Annotated in this window: 19 protein-coding genes; 15 read left to right on the forward strand and 4 right to left on the reverse strand. The window is 69.0% G+C overall.

From position 1 onward, the window contains the following. Positions 1-35 precede the first annotated feature (35 nt). Positions 36-560, reverse strand: coding sequence for a CHAP domain-containing protein (locus ATK30_RS28135; protein ID WP_101438042.1), 525 nt, complete (start codon positions 558-560; stop codon positions 36-38). 233 nt (positions 561-793) lie between these two features. On the opposite strand from ATK30_RS28135, the gene rpmE reads away from it, so the two are divergent. Together rpmE and prfA are read left to right on the forward strand one after the other, a co-directional pair. After that, positions 794-1021, forward strand: a complete 228-nt coding sequence (rpmE, locus tag ATK30_RS28140; protein ID WP_043832086.1) for a 50S ribosomal protein L31 — start codon at positions 794-796, stop codon at positions 1019-1021. Between the two features lie 81 nt (positions 1022-1102). Continuing rightward, the gene (prfA, locus tag ATK30_RS28145) at positions 1103-2173 is read left to right on the forward strand and encodes a peptide chain release factor 1 (RefSeq protein WP_101438043.1); all 1071 of its coding nucleotides are present in this window, start codon (positions 1103-1105) and stop codon (positions 2171-2173) included. Between the two features lie 3 nt (positions 2174-2176). Here prfA and wsfD read toward each other — a convergent pair whose 3' ends face one another. From wsfD to ATK30_RS28160, 3 genes are all read right to left on the reverse strand, one after another. Further along, complete coding sequence (wsfD, locus tag ATK30_RS28150; RefSeq protein WP_101438044.1) at positions 2177-3610, reverse strand: glycan biosynthesis hexose transferase WsfD; 1434 nt, start codon at positions 3608-3610, stop codon at positions 2177-2179. Between the two features lie 96 nt (positions 3611-3706). Then, positions 3707-4480: a TIGR03619 family F420-dependent LLM class oxidoreductase gene (locus tag ATK30_RS28155; protein WP_101438045.1), complete on the reverse strand. Its 774-nt coding sequence runs from the start codon at positions 4478-4480 to the stop codon at positions 3707-3709. Then, the gene (locus ATK30_RS28160; RefSeq protein ID WP_101438046.1) at positions 4477-5214 is read right to left on the reverse strand and encodes an alpha/beta fold hydrolase; all 738 of its coding nucleotides are present in this window, start codon (positions 5212-5214) and stop codon (positions 4477-4479) included. The genes ATK30_RS28155 and ATK30_RS28160 overlap by 4 nt, the downstream gene beginning before the upstream one ends. A 56-nt stretch (positions 5215-5270) precedes the next feature. Here ATK30_RS28160 and ATK30_RS28165 point away from each other — a divergent pair, with 56 nt between their 5' ends. From ATK30_RS28165 to atpD, 13 genes are all read left to right on the forward strand, one after another. Continuing rightward, positions 5271-5615, forward strand: a complete 345-nt coding sequence (locus tag ATK30_RS28165; RefSeq protein ID WP_101438047.1) for a MerR family transcriptional regulator — start codon at positions 5271-5273, stop codon at positions 5613-5615. Positions 5616-5690: 75 nt separating this feature from the next. Beyond that, the gene (gene prmC / locus ATK30_RS28170; RefSeq protein ID WP_101438048.1) at positions 5691-6557 is read left to right on the forward strand and encodes a peptide chain release factor N(5)-glutamine methyltransferase; all 867 of its coding nucleotides are present in this window, start codon (positions 5691-5693) and stop codon (positions 6555-6557) included. 87 nt (positions 6558-6644) lie between these two features. Continuing rightward, a complete protein-coding gene (locus tag ATK30_RS46940; RefSeq protein WP_279630022.1) occupies positions 6645-6770 on the forward strand; it encodes a hypothetical protein in 126 nt (41 codons plus the stop codon). A 205-nt stretch (positions 6771-6975) separates the two neighbouring features. Continuing rightward, complete coding sequence (locus tag ATK30_RS28180; protein WP_101438049.1) at positions 6976-7626, forward strand: L-threonylcarbamoyladenylate synthase; 651 nt, start codon at positions 6976-6978, stop codon at positions 7624-7626. A gap of 91 nt (positions 7627-7717) precedes the next feature. Then, positions 7718-8875 (forward strand): glycosyltransferase family 4 protein, encoded by a 1158-nt coding sequence (locus ATK30_RS28185; RefSeq protein WP_009082598.1) that lies wholly within the window; start codon positions 7718-7720, stop codon positions 8873-8875. A 150-nt stretch (positions 8876-9025) separates the two neighbouring features. Continuing rightward, positions 9026-9406 carry a hypothetical protein gene (locus tag ATK30_RS28190; RefSeq protein ID WP_341867393.1) on the forward strand — a complete coding sequence of 127 codons (381 nt, stop codon included), beginning with the start codon at positions 9026-9028 and terminating at the stop codon, positions 9404-9406. Between the two features lie 386 nt (positions 9407-9792). Beyond that, positions 9793-10578, forward strand: coding sequence for a F0F1 ATP synthase subunit A (gene atpB, locus ATK30_RS28195; RefSeq protein ID WP_101438051.1), 786 nt, complete (start codon positions 9793-9795; stop codon positions 10576-10578). A gap of 58 nt (positions 10579-10636) precedes the next feature. Then, positions 10637-10891: an ATP synthase subunit c family protein gene (locus tag ATK30_RS28200; protein WP_009082593.1), complete on the forward strand. Its 255-nt coding sequence runs from the start codon at positions 10637-10639 to the stop codon at positions 10889-10891. Between the two features lie 27 nt (positions 10892-10918). Further along, positions 10919-11467: a F0F1 ATP synthase subunit B gene (locus tag ATK30_RS28205; RefSeq protein ID WP_101438052.1), complete on the forward strand. Its 549-nt coding sequence runs from the start codon at positions 10919-10921 to the stop codon at positions 11465-11467. Between the two features lie 6 nt (positions 11468-11473). After that, positions 11474-12298, forward strand: coding sequence for a F0F1 ATP synthase subunit delta (locus ATK30_RS28210; protein WP_101438053.1), 825 nt, complete (start codon positions 11474-11476; stop codon positions 12296-12298). 54 nt (positions 12299-12352) lie between these two features. Beyond that, positions 12353-13990, forward strand: coding sequence for a F0F1 ATP synthase subunit alpha (gene atpA, locus ATK30_RS28215; RefSeq protein WP_101438054.1), 1638 nt, complete (start codon positions 12353-12355; stop codon positions 13988-13990). A gap of 11 nt (positions 13991-14001) precedes the next feature. Beyond that, positions 14002-14940 (forward strand): F0F1 ATP synthase subunit gamma, encoded by a 939-nt coding sequence (locus ATK30_RS28220; RefSeq protein ID WP_101438055.1) that lies wholly within the window; start codon positions 14002-14004, stop codon positions 14938-14940. Beyond that, positions 14940-16367, forward strand: a complete 1428-nt coding sequence (atpD, locus tag ATK30_RS28225; protein ID WP_101438056.1) for a F0F1 ATP synthase subunit beta — start codon at positions 14940-14942, stop codon at positions 16365-16367. Before ATK30_RS28220 ends, atpD begins: the two co-directional genes overlap by 1 nt. The last annotated feature ends 36 nt before the right edge of the window (positions 16368-16403 follow it).

A 16403-nucleotide genomic window follows, 5' to 3' on the forward strand; every position in this document is an offset into this window, starting at 1 on the left:
TCTGCCGCGCCGGGGAGGTGGCGCGGCAGAAAGCTTCAGCGGCGGGGGACAGCGGCGGGAGTCCAGCCGCGGTAGTTGTTGAAGTAGCTCGTGGAGCTGCCGTGGCCGATCTTGCCGCCGACGCTGGTGGCGTAGAAACCGCCGTTGCCGTCGGCGATTCCGACGTGGCCGTAGGCGCTGATGTTCCAGTACACGAACGAACCGGCGGGCGGCTTGCCGCTCGTGTGCTTCGGGCTGGCCCCGTTCCAGTGCGCGTTGGCGGACGCCCACACCCCGCTGACGCCGTAGGAATTCTCCGCGGCCTTCTCGCAGTAGTGCTCCCATCCGGTGCTTCCGGCGTGCGCCTTGTACCAGGCGACCGCGCCGGCCGGGGTGCCGTCGCCGGCACCGGTCAGGTTGGTCTCGGACAGCTCGGAGAACGTGCCCGCGGCGGGGTTCACGTCCGCCGCCGTGATCCCGTCGGCGGCGTTCGCGGCGGGCGCGAAGACCGCGGCGGACGCCACTAGTGCCAGTGCCGCTGCCGGCTTCGCGAGCCGGGTGAGCAGGTCGGTCGTGCGCATGTCCGGACCTCCAGTAAGTGAGCGATTCACGAACTCGGCCAGCTTCACGCCAGCGGGTACAAAATCCGTACAATGCGAACGACCTTCACTACCCACCGTCGCGACCGGCGGCGGAATACCTGGTCACCGGGGTGTGTTGCAGTTCGTGCCAGCACGTCTGGCAGAATGACCCGCTGAAGTCCGGCACCGGTTCACCCCATACCGGGGACCCGGGGCCAACGAGAGAGGACACCATGAAGAGCGGTATTCACCCCGAATACGTGACCACGACCGTCACGTGCAACTGCGGGAACAACTTCGTCACCCGCAGCACGAAGGAGTCGGGTCAGATCCACGTCGAGATCTGCTCGAACTGCCACCCCTTCTACACCGGCAAGCAGAAGATCATGGACACCGGTGGCCGGGTTGCCCGGTTCGAGAAGCGCTACGGCAAGCGTCAGCAGAAGACCGACGCCAAGTAGCTTGTCCGACGGCGCCCACCCGCATGCCCGGGTGGGCGCCGTTGTTCTGTCCGGGCCTGTTCGCGAGAGGAAGACGGCGAAGTGGATTCGAGTTCGCTCAAGGGGCTGCTCGACGAGCACGCGCGGCTGGAACAGGAGCTCGCCGACCCGTCGGTGCACGCCGACCAGGCCCGGGCCCGCAAACTGGGCCGCCGCTACGCCGAGCTGAGCCCGGTCGTGCGCGCGGTGCGCGAACTGGACGAGGCCCGCGACGATCTGTCCGCGGCCAAGGAGCTCTCGGCCGAGGACGCGACGTTCGCCGCCGAGGCCGAGGAGCTGGCGGCGAAAATCCCGCAGCTCGAAGCGAAACTCACCGAACTGCTGCTGCCGCGCGACCCGTACGACGGCTCGGACGTCGTGATGGAGATCAAATCCGGCGAGGGCGGCGAGGAATCCGCGCTGTTCGCCGGCGACCTGCTGCGGATGTACCTGCGCTACGCCGAACGGCACAACTGGAAGGCCGAGGTGCTCGACGCGACGGAGTCGGACCTCGGCGGCTACAAGGACGTCACGCTGTCGCTCAAGAGCAAGTCCGCGGACGTCGAAGGCGTCTGGGCCCGGTTGAAGTTCGAGGGCGGCGTGCACCGCGTGCAGCGCGTGCCCGCGACCGAATCGCAGGGCCGCATCCACACGTCCGCCTCCGGCGTGCTGATCTACCCGGAACCGGAAGAGGTCGAGGTCGAAATCGACCCGAACGACCTGCGCATCGACGTGTTCCGGTCGTCCGGTCCCGGCGGGCAGAGCGTCAACACCACCGACTCCGCGGTGCGGATCACGCACCTGCCGACCGGCATCGTCGTGTCGTGCCAGAACGAGAAGTCGCAGATCCAGAACCGCGCGCGGGCGCTGCAGGTGCTGCAGGCCCGGCTGCAGGCGATCGCCGAGGAAGAAGCGGCGGCGAAGGCGTCGGACGCCCGCCGGTCGCAGGTGCGGACCGTCGACCGTTCGGAGCGCGTGCGGACGTACAACTTCCCGGAGAACCGGATTTCCGATCACCGGGTGAACTACAAGGCGTACAACCTGGACCAGGTGCTCGACGGCGACCTGGACGGCGTGCTGGACGCACTGGCCGCGGCCGACCGGGAGGAGCGGCTCGCCGCGCAGGCGGGCTGATCCTCAGACCGCGGCGGGGATTTCTTCCTCCGCCGGGTCCTCGTCCTCGGTCTGTTCCGGTGCGGTTTCCGCGCGGGGAAGCAGGCTGAGGACCGCGAAGACCACGGCCAGCACCGTCGGGAACAGCGTCAGCAACTGGTGTTTCACGCCTTCGATGCCTTCGCCCAACGCCGACAGCCCCAGTTGTCCCGCCGCGAAGAACACCAGCAGGAACGCGACAATCCCGTACTCACGCCGGTTTCGGCGGAACGCACGCACCCCGGCCCAGCCGAGGAGCACCCACACCGGCACCAGCACGAACAGTCCGAGCGGCGCGACCAGTGCGGCCAGCCCGGAGAACACCGGCACCCGGTACTCCTTGGAGAGTCGCGGCTGTCCGGACAGTTCGCCGAAGCTGCCGAGGTTTTCCGGCCGTGCGGTGAGGGCGTCGACACCGCCCTGCTGCAGGATTTCCGCCGTCCGGCCCGGGTGCGTCGCGTAGTAGTGCAGCACGTTGCGGCGGCTGATTTTGTCCTTGTACCGCGGGTAAAGCGGGTCGTGCCAGGCCGCGCGCTCGCCCCACCACCCGGTGCCGACGTACTGCTCGAACGACTCCGGCAGCCCGAGCGCGGCGAGGTCGGCCTTCGTGTCGTGCTTTCCGTCCACAATGGAGTCGAAGATCGCGTGGTACATGTTGGCCTCGCGGTATTCCGCGTTGGCCGGGTCGCCCTGGGACTGGATCGCCAAGGTGCCCGCGCCCACGATCGCGAGCATGGCCAGCGGCAGCGCCCAGCGTTTCCGTCCGCGCGCGCCGGACGGGCGGGTCAGCAGCAGCGCGAGCGCGAAAAGCGGGATGAGCAACAGGGTTTGCGATTTGGCGTTGATCCCGACGAGTCCGCCGAGGACAGTCACCGCGGCTCCGGCCCAGCGCGGTTTTCCGGGACGGTGCACCAGGAACAGGCCGCCGCAGATCAGCAGGATGCCGAGGAACGCCGCGCCTTCGCTGAGCACCGACGCGAAATAGCCGAAGAACGCCGAGTCGCCCATCACGAGCAGCAGCAACACCGTGGCGATCAGCCGGTTTCGCCGGTTCAGGTCGAGGCCGAGCACGGTGACCGTGATCGCGCCGGCGACCAGCACGCAGGTGAGCACGCCGAGCACCAGCAGGTTCAGCACGCCGGACGCACCGAACAGCGCGCCGATTTTGCCCGCCGCCCAGTCGAGCCAGGCCTGGCTCGAGACGTAGGCGGAATCGCACGGCGGCGCGGACCCGTAACTGAACCGGACGAACCCTTCCGACGGCCGGTCCAGCTGCCGCCCGCCGAGCTGGCACAGCAACCGCCAGCCGTCGCCGTTGTCGGCCATGCCGATCGGGCGCGGCACCAGGAACCGCAGCAGCAACAGTCCGAGCGAGGCGACGAATACCCCGAGGCCGAAGCGGAGATCCCTGGACTTCACCGGGCGAGTCTAGAGGGGGTCCGCGGCACGGCCTTGGGGTGCCGGGCGTCGTGAGCGGCGATCGCGGTTCTCACCGGGATCGCCGCTCACGAGACTTCACTCGGTCGCCGCCGCGAACGCGGCCATCCGCTCCTCGTAGCCCTCGTCCCCTCCGAAGTGCACCGCCACCGCGTCCGCGCCGGCCTCTCGATACGCACGGTAGGTCTCGACGGCGGTCTTCTCGTCGAACTGTTGCCGGGCGATCCGCCGCACGCGCCGCTCCGGGTGGAGCTGGTCCAGTTTCGCCGCCCGTTCCGCGAAAGCCTCCGGCGAGAGGCCCGCGCTGAGCCACTGGTCCCCTGCCCGGGCCGCCCGGCGCAGCGCGACCGCCGAGTTCCCGCCGACCAGGATCGGGATCCGGCCGTGGGGCCGCGGCTCGAAATACCCGCCGTCCCGGCCCCGGCCGGTGGTGAACAGCTGGTCCAGCAGCGAGAGCGTCTCGTCCAGCGTCGCGCCGCGGCGAGAGAAATCCGCGCCGATCTCCGCGAACTCCGGCTCGTTCCACCCCGCCCCGACGCCGAGGACCAGCCGGTGCCCCGACAGCCGGTCGATCGTCGCGGCCTGTTTCGCCAGCAGGTGCGGCTCGCGCAGCGGAACGATCACCACGGACGTGCCCAGCCGCACGCGTTCGGTCGCCGCGGCCAGGTAGGCGAGCGTCGCCAGCGGCTCGTACACGCCGCCGAAGACCTCGCCGAACGGTTCCGGCGGCAGCACGTGGTCGGGCAGCCAGACGGATTCGTACCCCAGCTCCTCGGCCAGACGGGCCAAGTCGGCGAGGCGTCGCGGGGTCAGGTCGGGCGACTCGTTCGGCAAGACAACCTGGCGGCTCATCGCAGCGCCTTCCGGATCGCGGCGAGCCAGGCTTCCGGCGCTTCGTCGGCGATGCCGTGCCCGGACTCGATCTCGACCAGGTCCGCGCCGGGAATCCCGTCGGCCAGTTCCCGCGAATGCCGTGGCGGCACGAGGGAGTCCAGCGTCGTGGCGATCACCAGTGTCGGCACGGCGATCGATGCCAGTTCCGCCCGGGTGTCGACGGACCGGACCAGTTCGACCTGCTTCGCCGTGCCCGCGGGCACCGACGCCGCCAACTCGGAGACCGCCGAGGTGAGCTGGTCGGGCGTGAGCGCCGCGAGGAACGGTTCGCTGGCGGCGACCAGCAGCAGGTATTTGGCGAGCAGGGTGCGGTCGCCCTCCAGCAGATGCGCCCACAGGTCCAGCGCCAGCTCCGTCCGCGCGTCCGGCCGGGCGAGACCCGCGGTGAGGATGAGCCCGGTGACGCGGTCGGGATGCCGGGTGGCCGCGCGGACCGCGACGGCCGTGCCGAGCGAGTAACCGAGCACGGTGAACTTCCCGACCCCGGCGTCGACGGCGGTCGCGACCAGTCCGTCGGCCAGTTCGTCGAGCGTGCCGCCCGCGACCGGATAGTCGGCCCCGACGACGGTGTGCGTGCGGGCGAGGTCGTCCAGGAGCGGGCCGAAGTTGGCCTTCACGCCGCCGCCCGCGCCGTGGGCGAGCAGCAGGCCGGGGCCCTGTCCGAGGACGAGGGGCGCGAAATGTTCAGTCATGTTCGCGACGTTAAGGATTGACACCAGTGTGAAGGCCAGAAGCAGGGGAAGATCGGATGCTGATCGGCGAACTCGCGCAACGCACCGGCGTCGCGCCGCGGCTGCTGCGGTACTACGGCGAGCAGGGGCTGCTGGACTCGGCGCGCAACACGAGCGGGTACCGGGTGTACGGCGAGGAGGCCGTCGTCCGGGTGCGGCAGATCCGGAAACTGCTGGCCGCGGGCCTGACCACGGAGATGATCGCCGGGATGCTCGACTGCGCGAGCGGTCCCGCCGCGCACCTCGACCTGTGTCCCGAATTGGTGCGCAGGCTGCGCGGGGAACTGGCCGAGGTGGAGCGCCGGATCGGGGATCTCGCCCAGCGGCGCGAAGTCCTGTCCGGGTATCTCGGCCAGGCGTGAGGCCCGCGCGGCCGGGGGTCGATACGCTGGGCAGCACCCCCGCCGGGGGGTGTTTCGACGAGTGAAGGACGACCAGTGAATCGGCAGCCGCTGCGCCTGGCCATCATGGAGGCCACCCGGATCCTCACCGAGGCGGGCGTGGAATCGCCGCGGTCGGACGCGGATCTCATCGCCGCGCACGTGCTCGGCATCGACCGGGGCAGGCTGCCGATGGTGCCGCTGGTCGACCCGCCGGTGATCGACGCGATCGGGCAATTGGTCGCGCAGCGCGCCAAACGGATCCCGCTGCAGTACCTGACCGGCTGGGCCGCGCTCGGCAACATCACGGTCAACGTCGGCGCGGGCGTGTTCGTCCCGCGGCCGGAGACCGAACTGCTGCTCGAATGGGGCGTGAAGTTCCTGCAGGGCCGCGAATACCCGGTGGTGGTCGACCTGTGCACCGGCTCCGGCGCGCTGGCGCTGGCGATTGCGCACGAGCGTCCGGACGCGGTGGTCTACGCGGTCGACGTCGACCCGCAGGCGCTCGCCTGGGCCCGGCACAACGCCGACGTGCACAGCGCGGCCGGCAACACGCCGATCCGGCTCTACTCCGGCGACATCGCCGACCCGACGATGTTCGCCGAACTCGACGGTCTCGTGGACCTGGTGCTGTGCAACCCGCCCTACGTGCCGGAGGGCACGCCGGTCCCGCCGGAAGTCGGCGAACACGACCCGGCGCGCGCGGTCTTCGCCGAGGAGAGCGGCCTGGCGGTGATCCGGCACGCGATCGCGGCCGGCGCGCGACTGCTGCGCCCAGGCGGCGGGCTGGCGATCGAACACGACGACACCCACGGTTCGGCGGTCCCGGCCCTGGTGCGCGCGCGGCGGGTGCTGACCGGCGTCGAGGACCACCCCGATTACAGCGGGCGCGCTCGGTTCGTCACCGCCCGCCGGCTCGGCTGAGGCCGCTCTTTCCCGGACCACCACCCCTCGTCCGCGCAGCAGTTCTACTACTGGACCCCGACCGCGGGCCCGGCCACGCACGCCTGGGTGAGCAGCGGGGAGAGCATCTCGTACTGGGAGGATCCGAAGGACGCGGATCTGCTGTGGTCCCTGCAGGAGGGGCAGGGGAAGCGGAACGTGTTCGCGGTGAAGCAGGCCAGTTACGGCAGTTGATCGGTGACCCGCTGGGCCGCCGTTCCCTCGGCCGCTGGCGAGATGTCCCCAATGCGGTTTTCTCCGCAGCGCGGAAGCCCGTGAAGGGCTCCTTGGCGGAATGAGATTCCCTCAAGGAGCCCTTCACGGACCTCGGCGGGAGCGGATGCGCACCCCATCTCGGGGCGCTCCGGGAACCTCCGCGCCGGGGGATAGGCTTCGCGTCATGAGTGCGGTCTACGACTGCGGCAAGCGCGAGTCCCGAGCCGAAGGCCTGTCCGCGGCGGCTGCCGCCGTGCGGTCGAGCCGGCTGGTCGTCCTGCCGACGGACACGGTGTACGGCATCGGCGCCGACGCGTTCGACTCCGGCGCCGTCCAGGCGTTGCTGCGGGCGAAGAACCGCGGCCCGGACATGCCGGTCGGCGTTCTCGTCGGTTCCTGGTCCACTGTGGACGGTCTGGTGCTCGGTGTTCCGCCGCAGGCGCGGGCGCTCATCGAGGCGTTCTGGCCGGGCGATCTGTCGATCGTGCTGCCGCACGCGCCGAGTCTGCAGTGGAATCTCGGCAACTCCCGCGGCACGGTGATGCTGCGGATGCCGCTGCACCCGGTCGCGCTCGAACTGCTGCGCGACGTCGGCCCGATGGCGGTGTCGAGCGCGAATGTCTCCGGGCGTTCGCCCGCCTCGACCGTCGAGGACGCGCGGGAGCAGCTCGGCGATTCGGTGTCGGTGTATCTCGACGGCGGGTCGAGCGGCGAAGCGGTGGCGTCGTCCATCGTGGACCTCACCGGAGACAAGCCCGTGGTGCTGCGCGAGGGCGCGGTCACCAAGGCCGCCATCGCCGAGGTGCTCGGCGTGGCCGAGGAGACGCTGGACTGAGCCGGGCAAGTGACTGCCGTTCACCGCGACCGCACGCGGGCGCGGTAGCGTGGCGCGGTGACTCCGACCTCCCGGCGGGCGTGACGCGGTCATGCCTGTAGTCCAAGGACTTCTCCCGATCCGGGAGTACCTGCTCGTCGCGCTGACCGCGACCGCGGTGACCTATCTGCTGACCGGCGTCGTGCGCCGGGTGGCGATCCGGATCGGTGCGATCGCCAATCCCCGTGCGCGCGACGTGCACGTCAAGCCGATCCCGCGGATGGGCGGCGTCGGCATCTACCTCGGGATCGCCGCGGCGATGGGTCTCGCGCACCAGCTTCCCGCGCTCAGCCACGGTTTCGACGTCTCCTACGACGCGGTCGGCGTGCTGCTCGCGGCGGGCGTCATCTCGCTCATCGGCATCCTGGACGACCGGTTCGAACTCGACGCGTGGACGAAGCTCGCCGGACAGGTCATGTGCGCCGGGATCCTCGTCATCTTCGGCGTGCAGTGGGTGTCGTTCTGGGTGCCGTGGGGCGGCAACGGGGATTCGATCGGCTCGGTGCTGGTCCTGGACAAGAACCAGGGCGCGCTGCTGACCGTCGTGATGGTCGTGGTGATGGTCAACGCGATGAACTTCGTCGACGGCCTCGACGGGCTGGCCGGCGGCCTCGGCTTCATCGCCGCGACGGCCACCTGCGTGTTCTCGCTCGGCCTGCTCGACAACGCGGGCGGCGACTTCGGCTCGTACCCGCCCGCGCTCATCGCCGCCGCCCTCGCCGGGGCCTGCCTCGGTTTCCTTCCGTACAACTTCCAGCCGGCCAAAATTTTCATGGGCGACTCCGGATCGATGATGATCGGGCTGATGCTCGCCGGGGCCACCACGTCGGCGAGCGGACGGGTCAACTACACGCGGTTCTCCGCCTCGGACGCGCTGGCCCTGCTGTCCCCGCTGGTGGTCGTCGTGGCGGTGCTTTTCGTGCCGGTGCTCGACCTCGTGATGGCCGTCGTCCGGCGCACGCGGCGCGGGCAGAGCCCGTTCGCCGCCGACAAAATGCATCTGCACCACCGGTTGCTGGAAATCGGCCATTCGCAACGGCGCGCGGTGCTGTTGATCTATTTGTGGGCCGGAATTCTGTCTTTCGGCGCGGTCTCTATCACGATTTTCGACAGTCCGGTTGTGTTCTGGGCCATTGGCGCCGCATTGGTGGTCGCGGTGCTGGTTTCCCTCGTGCCGCGGCTGCGTTCCCGGCACCGGCACGGCGTCTGAGGTCGCGGGCGGTCTATACTGGCGGGTCGAACCGAACGAGGAGCGAATGCAGTGAGCGACACCGAGACGCCCGAGACGTCCCAGGCAGCGGCTCAGGCCACCGCTCCGGAGAACCCGCACGCCGCTCCGGTGCGCCAGCTCGCTCGCTCGATGACGCGTGCCTCGCTGCTGTTCACCCCGCCGTTCATCCTGGTCTGCATTGTGCTTTTCACCGTCCTCAACGGACTGCACGGCTTCCTCGGAGCCCTGGTCGGCGGCGTGCTGGCGATGATCGCCTCGCTGTCGACGCTGGGCATGATGAAGGTATCCGCCGGACAGGACCCCTCGCTCGTGATGCTCATCGCTCTCGGCGGTTACGCGGCGAAGGTCATCCTGCTGTTCCTCGCGCTCACTCTGCTCAAGGGCGTCACCGCGCTGCACCCGCTTTCGCTCGGGATCACGATGATCGTCGCCATTCTCGTGGCCGCCGCCGCGGAGTTCGCGGCATTCCGCAAAGCGCGTATCCCGACCATCATTCCCGCTTCGCATTGACGGGTTCGGGACTAGGGTCCCAGCCGGATTCGGGACTTAGGTCCTGGACCATTCGGCGGGTTAGGAGTACGCCTGTACGGCACTGATCTACCTGCTGGTATGGTCCGCGTCATGGGTGGCGGCCTCGGCCGCGCACTCCCGACGACGAACCGCGATCAGCAGTGTGGCGACCGGATGGTTCCGCCTCATCTCAACGCTGGTCCGAAGTAGACCGCAGGGCAGTGTTCACGCGAGACCTCCCTCGTGCACGGACCGGCAGATCGGCTCCGCGCACGGCGGGTACCCGCCGCCTCCGGCGTCCCGATGCGTATCGGGTACGTTAAGTCCAGATCGTGACGATTCCCCCGGCGGAGTGAACGCCGGCCGGGAGAACCGGGAGGAGCCCAGTGGCCGCGCTGGTACTGACCGAGGGTGCGACCTTCGCGCCCCCTGGCGCCGAAAGCTTTGAGCTGCCGCCGTTGTTCGGCTTCGTCACGAAGCCGATGCTCCTGGTGGTGCTCTCGGTGATCATCATCGCGGGGTACTTCCTGCTGGCGACGCGCAAGCTGAAGGTCGTCCCGGGCAAAGGCCAGTTCGTGGCCGAGTCCATCTACGACTTCGCGCGCAACAACATCGCCCGCGAGCAGATCGGTTCGAAAGACTTCAAGCGCTTCGTTCCGGTCATCTTCGCGTTGTTCACCTTCATCCTGCTGAACAACCTCTACGGGGTCATCCCGTTCCTGCAGTTCCCCACCATGGCGCGGTTCGGGTTCCCGATCGCGTTGTCGGTGCTCGTGGTCTACCCGGTTTACCACTACGTCGGGATCAAGAAGCACGGCCTCGGCGGGTACTTCAAGAAGGAACTCGCGCCGGCCGGCGTCCCCGGCCCGGTGCTCCCGCTGTACGCGCTGATCGAGTTCGCGGAGAAGTTCTTCCTCAACCCGCTCACGCTCGCCATCCGTGTTTTCGCGGCCATGTTCGCGGGGCACCTGATCCTGGCGGTCTTCACCCTCGGCGGCACCTTCCTGCTGACCGAGACCTCGAGCATCGCGCTGAAGCCGGTGTCGCTGGTGGCATGGCTCTTCGCCATCGGCCTGACGTTCCTGGAGGCTTTCATCCAGGTCCTCCAGGCGTACATCTTCGCCCTGCTGTCCGCGGGGTACATCGGCGCCGCGCTGGCGTCGGAGCACTGAGAACACCTACAGACCCCGATCCGCGTGAGTGCGCGGACCGAAGTGAAGGGAAACGCACGTGAGCAACATCGTTCTGGCCCAGGCCGCCGCCGAGACCATCAACCTCAACAAGGGCCTCGCCGCGATCGGCTACGGCCTGGGCGCGATCGGCCCCGGCATCGGTGTGGGCCTGATCTTCGCCGCGGTGATCAACGGCACCGCGCGTCAGCCGGAAGCCCAGAGCAAGCTGCAGGGCATCGGTTACGCCACCTTCGTGCTCACCGAGGTGCTGGCGCTGATCGGTATCGTCATCTACTTCATCGCCTCCGCCTGAGTCGTCCGCTCTCGCTAAGGAGACGTTGTGCTGAAGACCCAAGTGGTGCTCGCATCAGAGAACCCGATCGTTCCGAACATCTCGGAACTGATCCTCGGCATCGTCGCCTTCCTGATCCTGCTCTTCCTGCTCAAGAAGTACGTCGTCCCTCGTTTCGAGAAGGCGTACGAGGAGCGGGCGCAGAAGATCGAAGGCGGGATCGAGAAGGCCGAGAAGGCTCAGGCAGAGGCCGAGAAGGCGCTGTCGGAGTACAAGGCGCAGCTGGCGGACGCCCGTTCCGAGGCCGCGAAGATCCGCGACGACGCCCGGCTCGAAGCCGAGCAGATCAAGGCGGAGCTGCGGGAGCAGGCCGAGGCCGAATCCCAGCGGATCGTGGCGCAGGGCCACGCCCAGCTGCAGGCGCAGAAGGCGCAGATCGTCGCCGAGCTGCGGGCCGAGATGGGCCGCAACGCCGTCGAGCTGGCCGGCCGTATCGTCGGCGAGTCGCTCGAGGACGAGGCGCGCCGCCGGGGCACCGTCGACCGGTTCCTCGCGGAGCTGGACACCGCCGGGGCTACTAACGGAGCGGGGAAGTAACCAGAGATGACGCTGCATGCTGCGAGCCGTGAAGCGCTCGACCTCGCCGAGCGGGCGCTCGGCGAGGTGCTGGCCGGAGCGGGTACCGACCCCGCGAAGGTCGGGGAAGAGCTGCTCTCGGTCGTCGACCTCCTCGACCGCGAAATCGGCCTGCGCCGCGCGGTCGGCGATTCTTCGGTCGCGCCGGAGAGCCGCCAGGGCCTGGTCCGCCGCCTGTTCGACGGAAAGCTGAGCGAGCAGGCCCTGAAGGTGCTCGACACCGTGGCGGGCAGCCGCTGGTCCAGTCACCGCGAGCTGGTGGACGGGCTCGAGTCGGTCGGCCGTTCGGCGCTGCTCACCGCCGCCGAAAAGGCCGGGAACATCGAAACCGTCGAGTCTCAGCTGTTCCAGGTCGCGCGGATCGTCGCGGGCGCCCCGGAACTCGAGGCGGCGCTGTCCGACCTGGCCGCTCCCGCCGACGCGAAGCGGACCCTGGTCCGCGGGCTGTTCGCGGACAAGGTCGACGCGGTCGTCGAGACCCTCGTCGAGCAGGCCGTGCAGCGCGCCAAGGGGCGCGGCATCGGCCACGCGCTCGACAAGCTGGTCGCGCTGGCCGCCGAGCGGCGCGAGCGCTCGGTCGCGTACGTGACCTCGGCGAACGCGCTCACCGACGAGCAGCGGGCCCTTCTCGGGACCAAGCTCGACGGCATCTACGGGCGGCCGATCGCGCTGCACGTCGAGATCGACCCGAACCTCGGCGGCGGACTCGTCGTCCGCGTCGGGGACGAGGTCATCGACGGCAGCACGTCCGGGCAGCTGGCGGCGGTGCGCCGCACGCTGAGCCGGGCCTGAGCGGCACTACAGACTTTGCACACTGGACAGAAGAGAAGCGAGAGCGGGAACGAAATGGCGGAGCTGACGATCTCCTCGGACGAGATCGCCCACGCGATCGAGAACTACGTCTCGAGTTACGCCCCTTCGGTGGAGCGCGAAGAGGTCGGCGTCGTCGCCGACGCCGCTGACGGCATCGCCCACATCGAAGGGCTGCCCTCGGCCATGGCCAACGAGCTGCTCGAGTTCCCGGGCGGCATCCTTGGCGTGGCGCTGAACCTGGACGCGCGCTCCATCGGTGCGGCGATCCTCGGCGACTTCGAGAGCATCGAAGAAGGCCAGCAGGTCAAGCGGACCGGCCAGGTCCTGTCGGTGCCGGTCGGCGACGGCTACCTCGGCCGGGTCGTCAACCCGCTCGGCCAGGCCATCGACGGCCTCGGCGAGATCGAGACCACCGGCCGCCGCGCGCTGGAGCTGAAGGCCGCCTCGGTGGTCGAGCGCCAGCCGGTGTCCGAGCCGCTGCAGACCGGCATCACCGCGATCGACGCGATGACCCCGATCGGCCGCGGCCAGCGCCAGCTGATCATCGGCGACCGCAAGACCGGCAAGACCGCGGTCGCGGTGGACACGATCATCAACCAGAAGGCCAACTGGGAGACCGGCGACCCGAAGAAGCAGGTCCGCTGCATCTACGTCGCGGTCGGCCAGAAGGGCTCCACGATCGCCTCGGTGAAGTCGGCGCTCGAGGACGCGGGCGCGATGGAGTACACCACCATCGTCGCGGCCCCGGCTTCCGACTCGGCCGGCTTCAAGTGGATCGCCCCCTACACCGGCTCGGCCATCGGCCAGCACTGGATGTACGAGGGCAAGCACGTCCTGATCGTGTTCGACGACCTGACCAAGCAGGCCGACGCCTACCGCGCGATCTCGCTGCTGCTGCGCCGCCCGCCGGGCCGCGAGGCGTTCCCCGGCGACGTCTTCTACTTGCACTCCCGTCTCCTCGAGCGGTGCGCGAAGCTGTCGGACGAGCTGGGCGCCGGCTCGCTGACCGGCCTGCCGATCATCGAGACCAAGGCGAACGACGTGTCGGCCTACATCCCGACCAACGTCATCTCGATCACCGACGGCCAGTGCTTCTTCCAGTCGGACCTCTTCAACGCCGGTCAGCGCCCGGCCATCGACGTGGGTATCTCGGTCTCCCGCGTGGGTGGTGCCGCGCAGGTCAAGGCGATGAAGGACGTCGCGGGCTCGCTCCGGATCGACCTGTCACAGTACCGCGAGCTGGAGGCGTTCGCCGCCTTCGCCTCGGACCTCGACGACGCGTCGAAGGCGCAGCTCGAGCGCGGTGCCCGGCTGTATGAGGTGCTCAAGCAGCCGCAGTACTCGCCGATCCCGGTCGAGGAGCAGGTCGCCACGGTGTTCCTGGGCACGAACGGCCACTACGACACGGTCCCGACCGAGGACGTGCGCCGGTTCAACCAGGAGTTCCTCGACTCGGCCCGCCGCAAGAACAACGAGGCTCTCGTCTCGATCCGGGAAACCGGCAAGTTCTCGCCGGAGGCGCGCGAAACCCTGATCGCGGCGGTGAACGAGTTCAAGAAGGAGTTCACCACCGCCGAGGGCAAGCCGCTCGAGTCGAACGCCGACGCGATGGACGCCGAGAAGGTCGGGCAGGAGACCGTCAAGGTCAACAAGCCCGCCCCGAAGAAGTGAGCTGGTAGCCCATGGCCGCACAACTCCGGGAGCTTCGCTCGCGCATCAAGGCGACGAAGTCGATCGGCAAGATCACCAAGGCGATGGAACTCATCGCCACCGCGCGCATCACCAAGGCGCGCGCGAAGGTCGCCGCTTCCCGGCCGTACGCGGACGAGATCACCAAGGTGCTCTCGGCGCTGGCCGGCGCGGCGGCCAACCTCGACCACCCGCTGCTGGTCGAGCGCCCGAACCCGAAGCGCGCCGCCGTCCTGGTCGTCACCAGTGACAAGGGCCAGTGCGGCGGTTACAACTCGAACGTGCTGCGGGCGACCGAAGAGCTCCTTGCCCTCCTGAAGAAGGAAGGCAAGGAGGTCGACGTCTACACCACCGGCAGCAAGGGCCTGAACTACTACCGGTTCCGCAACCGCCCGGTGGCGGGCAGCTGGACGGGCTTCTCCGACCAGCCCGCCTACCCGGACGCGGTCGCGGCCGCCGAGACGCTGGTGCAGTCCTTCAACGCGGGCGTGGACGACGCGTCGGGCAACCCGGACGGCACGCTCGGCGTGGACGAGATCCACGTCGTCTACACCGAGTTCGTGTCGATGCTGACGCAGCGGCCGGTCGCCAAGCGCGTCGCGCCGCTCGAGGTCGAGTACTCCGACGGCGAGGACGAGAAGCCGGCCGGTCTGCTGCCGAGCTACGAGTTCGAGCCGAGTGCCGACAAGCTGCTCGCCGCGCTGCTGCCGAAGTACATCAACACCCGGCTGTACTCGGCGCTGCTCGAGTCCGCGGCGTCCGAGCTGGCCGCCCGGCGGACGGCGATGAAGGCCGCGTCGGACAACGCGAACGACCTGGTGAACACGCTGACGCGGGAGGCGAACCAGGCCCGGCAGGCGCAGATCACCCAGGAGATCTCCGAAATCGTCGGTGGCGCGAACGCGCTCACCGCAGCAGGAAGTGATGACTGATGACCAGTACTGAAGCCCCGCGCGCCAAGGGGCGCATCGTCTCGGTGACCGGGCCGGTCGTCGACGTCGAGTTCCCGCGCGGTTCCGTTCCCGACCAGTTCAACGCGCTCAAGGTCGACATCGACTTCGAGCAGCTGCGCAAGACGGTGACGCTCGAGGTGGCCGCCCACCTCGGCGACAACCTCGTGCGCACGATTTCGCTGCAGCCGCAGGACGGCCTCGTCCGCGGCGCGGAGGTCACCGACACCGGCGGCCCGATCACCGTCCCGGTGGGCGACAAGGTCAAGGGCCACGTCTACAACGCGCTCGGCGAGTGCCTCGACGAGCCCGGCTACGGCGAGGACCTCGAGCGCTGGGGCATCCACCGCAACCCGCCCGCCTTCGACCAGCTCGAGGGCAAGACGGAGATGCTGGAGACCGGCCTCAAGGTCGTCGACCTGCTGACCCCGTACGTGCAGGGCGGCAAGATCGGCCTGTTCGGCGGCGCGGGCGTGGGCAAGACGGTGCTGATCAAGGAAATGATCACCCGTGTCGCCCGGAACTTCGGCGGTACGTCGGTGTTCGCCGGCGTCGGCGAGCGCACCCGTGAGGGCAACGACCTCTTCCTGGAGATGTCCGAGGACGGCGTCATCAACGACACCGCCCTCGTGTTCGGCCAGATGGACGAGCCGCCGGGCACGCGTATGCGCGTCGCGCTGTCCGCGCTGACCATGGCGGAGTACTTCCGCGACGTCCAGAACCAGGACGTGCTGCTGTTCATCGACAACATCTTCCGGTTCACCCAGGCCGGTTCCGAGGTGTCGACCCTGCTGGGCCGCATGCCTTCGGCCGTGGGCTACCAGCCGACGCTGGCGGACGAGATGGGCCAGCTGCAGGAGCGGATCACCTCGACCCGGGGCCGGTCGATCACCTCGATGCAGGCGATCTACGTCCCCGCGGACGACTACACCGACCCGGCCCCGGCGACGACGTTCGCCCACCTGGACGCCACCACCGAGCTTTCCCGGTCGGTGTTCCAGAAGGGCATCTTCCCGGCGGTGGACCCGCTGGCGTCGACGTCGACGATCCTCGACCCGGCGATCGTCGGCGAGGACCACTACCGCGTCGCCTCCGAGGTCATCCGGATCCTGCAGAAGTACAAGGAGCTGCAGGACATCATCGCGATCCTCGGCATGGACGAGCTTTCCGAAGAGGACAAGCTGACCGTGCAGCGGGCGCGCCGGATCGAGCGGTTCCTGTCCCAGAACATGCTGGTGGCCGAGGCCTTCACGCAGATCCCGGGCTCCACGGTGCCGCTGGCCGAGACCATCGAGTCGTTCGACCGCATCACCAAGGGCGACTTCGACCACTACCCGGAGCAGGCGTTCCTGGGCATCGGCGGTCTCGAGGACCTCGAGAAGAAGTACCGCGAGATCACCGGCAAGTGAGTGCGTGAGACCGGCGGGGGCACTGTCCACTGTGGA

It is taken from the genome of Amycolatopsis echigonensis, from assembly GCF_002846615.1.
GTDB classification, from domain to species: domain Bacteria; phylum Actinomycetota; class Actinomycetes; order Mycobacteriales; family Pseudonocardiaceae; genus Amycolatopsis; species Amycolatopsis echigonensis.

What these genes read in the sequence shown, in the direction of transcription:
- ATK30_RS28135 (WP_101438042.1), bottom strand. Translation starts at nt 560, where the DNA reads ATGCGCACGACCGACCTGCTCACCCGGCTCGCGAAGCCGGCAGCGGCA.
- rpmE (WP_043832086.1), top strand. Translation starts at nt 794, where the DNA reads ATGAAGAGCGGTATTCACCCCGAATACGTGACCACGACCGTCACGTGC.
- ATK30_RS28155 (WP_101438045.1), bottom strand. Translation starts at nt 4,480, where the DNA reads ATGAGCCGCCAGGTTGTCTTGCCGAACGAGTCGCCCGACCTGACCCCG.
- ATK30_RS28160 (WP_101438046.1), bottom strand. Translation starts at nt 5,214, where the DNA reads ATGACTGAACATTTCGCGCCCCTCGTCCTCGGACAGGGCCCCGGCCTG.
- ATK30_RS28165 (WP_101438047.1), top strand. Translation starts at nt 5,271, where the DNA reads ATGCTGATCGGCGAACTCGCGCAACGCACCGGCGTCGCGCCGCGGCTG.
- ATK30_RS28180 (WP_101438049.1), top strand. Translation starts at nt 6,976, where the DNA reads ATGAGTGCGGTCTACGACTGCGGCAAGCGCGAGTCCCGAGCCGAAGGC.
- ATK30_RS28185 (WP_009082598.1), top strand. Translation starts at nt 7,718, where the DNA reads ATGCCTGTAGTCCAAGGACTTCTCCCGATCCGGGAGTACCTGCTCGTC.
- ATK30_RS28190 (WP_341867393.1), top strand. Translation starts at nt 9,026, where the DNA reads ATGACGCGTGCCTCGCTGCTGTTCACCCCGCCGTTCATCCTGGTCTGC.
- ATK30_RS28210 (WP_101438053.1), top strand. Translation starts at nt 11,474, where the DNA reads ATGACGCTGCATGCTGCGAGCCGTGAAGCGCTCGACCTCGCCGAGCGG.
- atpA (WP_101438054.1), top strand. Translation starts at nt 12,353, where the DNA reads ATGGCGGAGCTGACGATCTCCTCGGACGAGATCGCCCACGCGATCGAG.
- ATK30_RS28220 (WP_101438055.1), top strand. Translation starts at nt 14,002, where the DNA reads ATGGCCGCACAACTCCGGGAGCTTCGCTCGCGCATCAAGGCGACGAAG.
- atpD (WP_101438056.1), top strand. Translation starts at nt 14,940, where the DNA reads ATGACCAGTACTGAAGCCCCGCGCGCCAAGGGGCGCATCGTCTCGGTG.